The sequence below is a fragment of the Streptomyces sp. NPDC002785 genome (assembly GCF_040295565.1).
Lineage (GTDB): Bacteria > Actinomycetota > Actinomycetes > Streptomycetales > Streptomycetaceae > Streptomyces.
The window spans coordinates 1-5931 of sequence record NZ_JBEOVN010000305.1; the positions used below are offsets into that span (position 1 = coordinate 1).

Annotated in this window: 4 protein-coding genes and 1 pseudogene; all 5 read right to left on the reverse strand. The window is 69.1% G+C overall.

Annotated elements, in window-relative coordinates; all coding sequences use genetic code 11:
* A partial coding sequence (locus ABTZ94_RS35810; protein WP_351207351.1) for a flavodoxin-dependent (E)-4-hydroxy-3-methylbut-2-enyl-diphosphate synthase occupies positions 1-266 on the reverse strand: 266 nt, incomplete at its 3' end.
* 181 nt (positions 267-447) lie between these two features.
* Complete coding sequence (locus ABTZ94_RS35815; protein WP_351207353.1) at positions 448-1758, reverse strand: M50 family metallopeptidase; 1311 nt, start codon at positions 1756-1758, stop codon at positions 448-450.
* Positions 1755-3008 carry a 1-deoxy-D-xylulose-5-phosphate reductoisomerase gene (dxr, locus tag ABTZ94_RS35820; protein WP_351207355.1) on the reverse strand — a complete coding sequence of 418 codons (1254 nt, stop codon included), beginning with the start codon at positions 3006-3008 and terminating at the stop codon, positions 1755-1757. The genes ABTZ94_RS35815 and dxr overlap by 4 nt, the downstream gene beginning before the upstream one ends.
* A gap of 108 nt (positions 3009-3116) precedes the next feature.
* Positions 3117-3569, reverse strand: a pseudogene (locus ABTZ94_RS35825) (carboxyvinyltransferase); the annotation flags it as partial.
* An 82-nt stretch (positions 3570-3651) separates the two neighbouring features.
* Positions 3652-5598, reverse strand: coding sequence for an acyl-CoA dehydrogenase family protein (locus tag ABTZ94_RS35830; protein ID WP_351207357.1), 1947 nt, complete (start codon positions 5596-5598; stop codon positions 3652-3654).
* Positions 5599-5931: the final 333 nt, after the last annotated feature.

The window sequence follows — 5931 nt, forward strand, 5'->3', positions numbered from 1 at the left end:
TGCGACTTCTTCGCAATCGTCGCCAGCGCGTCCGCATCGTCCTGCGTCGGACACGCCACCCGCACGATCTGACAGCCCGACGCCGTCAGCTCCGCAATCTGCTGCAACGTCGCACCGATGTCCGACGTACGCGTCGTGGTCATCGACTGCACCGACACCGGCGCATCCCCGCCGACCGCCACCGACCCGACCTGGATCTTGCGGCTGACCCTCCGGTCGGCGAGCTTGGTCGGAACGGACGGAATTCCGAGAGAAATCGCAGTCATGCGCTGAGCATCCCCAAGGTGTGGATCAAGGTCCCGAGATCGGCGGGCTCCGGACTTCGAGGTTACGGCACCGGCGACACCCCCGAGCACATCGCGTCCGGGTGTGCAGTGCGGAGGGACGGGCCCGGACACACGCTGTGTGCCGGGCCGTCACCCATGGTGCACCGGGCCGGTCGGGAGATCAGGAGATCTTGACCGGATTGACGATGTCGGCCACCAGCACCAGCAGCGTGAAGCAGATGAAGACACCTGCGACGACATAGGCGACCGGCATCAGCTTGGCCACGTCGAAGGGGCCCGGGTCGGGACGCCTGAAGACCCGTGCCACATTGCGGCGCAGGGCCTCCCAGAGCGCTCCGGCGATGTGTCCGCCGTCGAGCGGCAGCAGGGGCAGCATGTTGAAGAGGAACAGCGAGAGGTTGAAGCCGGCCAGCAGGAACAGCATCATCGCGATCTGGTTCGGCGCCGGGACGTCGAGCGTCATCACCTCGCCGCCGATCCTGGCCGCACCGACCACGCCGACCGGGGAGTCCGCTGCGCGCTCACCGTCGCCGAAGGCCGCGTTCCACAGGTCCGGGATCTTGGAGGGGAGGGCGATGATCGATTCGACGCCGTTCTGGATCATGTCTCCCATGCGGACGACCGAGTCGCCGAAGGAGAGGGGGACGATCTCGGTCTGGGCGGCGAAGCCGAGGTATCCGGCCGGAACGAAGTCCCCGGGGACCACCTCGCCCTTGGAGTCCTTCTTGGCGACCGAGTTCTCCTGCAGCACGGCGTGGAGGGTCTTCTCCTGGCCGTCGCGCTGGACCGTGACGGTGGCGGGGCCGATGGTGTCGCGGATCTTGTCGGAGAGCGTGGCCCAGTCGTCGACCTTCTGGCCGTCGAAGGCGACGATCTTGTCGCCCTTCTTGAGTCCTGCAGCCAGTGCGGGCGAGACCGGGTCGGACTTCTTGCATTTATTGCGGTTCTCGCTCTGGTCGATCACGCACTTCTGGACACCGGCCACCTCGGTGGTCTGGGTCTGGAAGCCGAAGGTCATCGCCACACCGAGGAAGATCGCGACGGCGAGGACCAGGTTCATGAACGGTCCGGCGAACATCACGATGACGCGCTTCCACGGCTTGCGCGTGTAGAAGAGGCGCTTCTCGTCACCCGGTTCGAGCTCTTCGAAGGCCGCGGACCTGGCGTCCTCGATCATGCCGCGCCACGGTGACGTGGACCGCGCCTCCAGACGCCCGTCCGGCCCCGGCGGGAACATGCCGATCATGCGGATGTAGCCGCCGGCCGGGATGGCCTTGATCCCGTACTCCGTGTCGCCCTTCTTCCGCGACCAGATCGTCGGTCCGAAGCCGACCATGTACTGGGGGACGCGGATACCGAAGAGCTTCGCCGTCGACAGATGCCCCAGCTCGTGCCAGGCGATCGAGAACAGCAGCCCGATGACGAAGACGACGATGCCCAGAATCGTCAACAGGACCGTCGTAATACTCATGCGCGCGCCTCCGCTGTCGCTTTCGCCGAGAGTTCACGGGCCCGGGCGCGTGCCCAGGTCTCCGCTTCGAGGACGTCTGCGACCGTGAGCGAAGTTCCCGTGGCGGGGGTGCCGTGTTCGGCCACCACCGCCGTGACCGTATCCATGATTCCGGTGAACGGCAGCCGTCCTGCCAGGAATGCGTCGACGCATTCCTCGTTCGCGGCATTGAACACGGCCGGGGCGGTGGCGCCGAGCGTGCCCACGTGCCTGGCCAGTCCCACGGACGGGAAGGCCTCGTCGTCGAGGGGGAAGAACTCCCAGCTGGACGCCTTCGACCAGTCGAAGGCGGGTGCGGCGTCCGGGATGCGCTGGGGCCAGCCGAGGCCGATGGCGATCGGGCCCCGCATGTCCGGGGGCGTGGCCTGCGCGAGAGTGGAGCCGTCGGTGAACTCCACCATGGAGTGAACATACGACTGGGGGTGGACCACGACCTCGATCCGGTCGAACGGAATGTCGTAGAGGAGATGTGCCTCGATGACCTCCAGTCCCTTGTTGACCAGGGTGGCGGAGTTGATCGTGATGACCGGTCCCATGGCCCAGGTCGGGTGCGCGAGGGCCTCCTCGCGGGTGACGCCCAAGAGCTCGCTCCTGGTGCGTCCCCGGAAGGGCCCGCCGGACGCGGTGACGACGAGCTTGCGTACGTCGGCACGGGTGCCCGCGGCGAGCGCCTGGAAGAGTGCGGCGTGCTCGGAGTCGACCGGGATGATCTGACCGGGCTCGGCCAGCGCCTTGACCAGCGGGCCGCCGACGATCAGCGACTCCTTGTTGGCCAGGGCGAGCGTGCGGCCCGCTTCGAGCGCGGCGAGCGTGGGGGCGAGACCGATCGAGCCGGTGATTCCGTTGAGCACGGTGTGGCAGTCGCCGGCGGCGAGCTGGGTGGCGGCTTCGGGGCCTGCCAGGATCTCGGGGAGCGGCTCGCCCGTCCCGTACTGCTCGCGCAGCGCCTCACGGAGGGCCGGTACGGCGTCCGGTGCGGCGACAGCCACGGTGCGCACCCGCAGTCGCCGCGCCTGCTCGGCGAGGAGGGCGACCCGTCCGCCCGCGGCGGAGAGCCCGGTGACGCGGAAGCGGTCGGGATGGCGCAGCACCAGGTCGATGGCCTGGGTGCCGATGGAACCGGTGGAGCCGAGGATGACAAGATCCCGGCGGCCTTCCGTGGCGTCGAAGACGAGGTGCGGGTCGGCGAGGGGGGCAGGGCTGTCGCTCATGCCCCCCATTGTTGCCGCATCGGCTGTGGGTGTGGACAGTGCGTCCCCCACGACGGCCCACCAGGTGCTCCCGGAGACGGCGTGGGCCCGGGAACCCTAACGGTTCGTGAGTTCCTGTTCGCCGCCGTTGATTCCGGATGCGCTGATCCGCAGCGGGTGGTGGCCCTCGGCCGCGTCGTGACGCAGGTCGACGCCGAGCGTGCGCAGGGCCTCGGTGAGCGGGGCGAGGGGGCGGCGGCGCATCTGGGCGGAGGCGTCGAAGCGATACGTGCCGGAGGCGGCGGCCGCGGTGAGCGCCGGCAGGAAGCGTGCCGTGGTGGCGCCGTCGCGGCAGTAGATGTCGGCGTCGGTGACGGCGGGGCCTGAGGGGCGGCCCTCGATGTGCCAGCGGTCCGCTTCCTGCCGGACCCGGTAACCGAGGCACGCGAGACCTTCGGCGAAGCCCTCGGTGTCGTCCGAGCGCAGGGGCCGTACGAGGGTGCTGGTGCCGTTCGCGGCGGCGGCCAGGAACAGGGCACGCGCAGTGACGGACTTGGAGCCGGGGATGTGGATGACGGTCACGGACCGTCATCCTGCCCTGTCCCGCGCGGCCGGGCGGGGTACGTCCGGTGAGTGGACGTGCGCCCGCCCGGTGGTCCGCGGTTCAGCGAACAGGGCGGTGGACGTTGTCCCGGGCGGAAGGCCCGGGAGTGGCGTCGGCGATCCACGGGCCTTCGCCGCTCGGATCGATGATGCCTTCCTCCAGCCAGGTGTACGCACCGGACAGGACGCCGTCGACCAGGCGCCGGTCCAGGTCGTCGGTGTTGGACCACAGGCGCGTGAAGAGTTCCTCGACGCGGACGCGGGACTGGCGGCAGAAAGTGTCGGCCAGCCGGTAGGCCTCGCGGCCATGGTCGTCGGAGCTGCGCAGCAGTTCGGCGCGGACGCAGGCGGCGCTCATCGCGAAGAGTTCCGCGCCGATGTCGACGATCCTGCCGAGGAAGCCCTGCTTGGTCTCCATCCGGCCCTGCCAGCGCGACATGGCGTAGAAGGTGGAGCGCGCGAGTTTACGGGCGGAGCGTTCGACGTAGCGCAGATGGGTGGACAGGTCGGGGTGTCCGGGCGGATTGAATTCCCCGTACGTACGCGGGAGTTGCCCTGGCCCTGCGACGAGCTTGGGCAGCCAGCGGGCGTAGAAGCCGGCCGCGTTCGCACCCGCTTTCGCCTTGGCGGAGAGAGGTTTGTCGGGGTCGATGATGTCCCCCGCGACCTTCAGATGGGCGTCGACGGCCTCACGGGCGATCAGCAGATGCATGATCTCGGTGGAGCCCTCGAAGATCCGGTTGATCCGCAGATCGCGCAGGAGCTGTTCGGCGGGGACGGCCCGCTCGCCGCGGGCGGCGAGGGACGCTGCTGTCTCGAAGCCCCGGCCGCCTCGGATCTGGACCAGTTCGTCGGCCATCAGACAGCCCATCTCGGAGCCGTACAGCTTGGCGAGGGCCGCTTCGATCCGGATGTCGTTGCGGTTCTCGTCCGCCATCTGGGAGGAGAGGTCGACCACTGCTTCGAGCGCGAAGGTGGTTGCGGCGATGAAGGAGATCTTGGCGCCGACGGCCTCATGCCGGGCGACCGGCCTGCCCCACTGCTCACGGACCGCCGACCACTCGCGGGCGATCTTCAGACACCATTTCCCGGCGCCGACGCACATGGCGGGCAGGGAGAGCCGTCCCGTGTTGAGCGTGGTGAGGGCGATCTTGAGCCCTGCGCCTTCGGGGCCGATGCGGTTCGCGGCCGGGACCCGGACCCGGTGGAAGCGGGTGACACCGTTCTCGAGGCCGCGCAGGCCCATGAAGGCGTTGCGGTTCTCGACGGTGATGCCCGGGGAGTCCGCCTCGACGACGAAGGCAGTGATGCCGCCCTTGTGGCCTTCCGACTTCGGAACGCGGGCCATCACGACGAGCAGGTCGGCGACGACACCGTTGGTCGTCCACAGCTTCACACCGTCGAGGATGTAGTCCGGTCCCTCCGGAACCGCCGAGGTGGCGAGCCTGGCCGGGTCGGAGCCGACGTCCGGTTCGGTGAGCAGGAACGCCGAGATGTCGGTGCTGGCCAGCCGGGGCAGGAAGGTGTCCTTCTGTTCCTGGCTGCCGAAGAGTTTCAGCGGCTGCGGTACGCCGATGGACTGGTGGGCGGAGAGCAGCGCACCGATCGCGGGGCTGGCGGAGCCGACCAGGGCGAGGGCCTTGTTGTAGTAGACCTGGGTCAGGCCGAGGCCGCCGTACCTCGGGTCGATCTTCATTCCGAGCGCGCCGAGCTCCTTGAGTCCGTTGATCACCTCGTCGGGAATCCTCGCCTCACGCTCGATGAGGGCGCTGTCTATCCTCGTTTCGCAGAAGTCGCGCAGCCGGGCGAGGAACGCCTCGCCGCGCCGGACGTCGTCCGCGGCGGGCAGCGGATGCGGATGGATCAGGTCGAGCCGGAAGCGCCCGAGGAAGAGTTCCTTGGCGAAACTGGGCTTGTGCCAGTCCTGTTCGCGCGCGGCCTCGGCCACTTGGCGCGCTTCACGCTCGGTGACCTTGGGCGTGTTCTTCGGAGCGGATGGTGCGGACATGAGGAGCTCACCTCGCCGCGTTGTGGGTGGGCGGACGCGGCCGGTCCGCGCGGAGCGCGCATGGGCGCCTGCCGAGCCGTACCAACCGGTGCTACTTGTCCTGATGTACCCGATTACCGGCACTCCCACCATCCCCCGGGCGCCGATCGGGTCGGGAGCCACTCCACTGGCCAGCCCCGCGGCGACACGGCGGTCAGACCGTGAGCACGCATCGTCGCCGGTCCGGGCGCCTCTTCCGCGTCGTGACCGCCGACACGCTCCGCGCGTGCTCCAGGTACCCGGCGCGAGCTGACACCCCACACACGCCACTGCCCCGGCGACCGGTGACGGTCG

Coding starts and splice junctions, on each gene's coding strand:
- ABTZ94_RS35815 (WP_351207353.1), bottom strand. CDS start 1,758: ATGAGTATTACGACGGTCCTGTTGACGATTCTGGGCATCGTCGTCTTC.
- dxr (WP_351207355.1), bottom strand. CDS start 3,008: ATGAGCGACAGCCCTGCCCCCCTCGCCGACCCGCACCTCGTCTTCGAC.
- ABTZ94_RS35830 (WP_351207357.1), bottom strand. CDS start 5,598: ATGTCCGCACCATCCGCTCCGAAGAACACGCCCAAGGTCACCGAGCGT.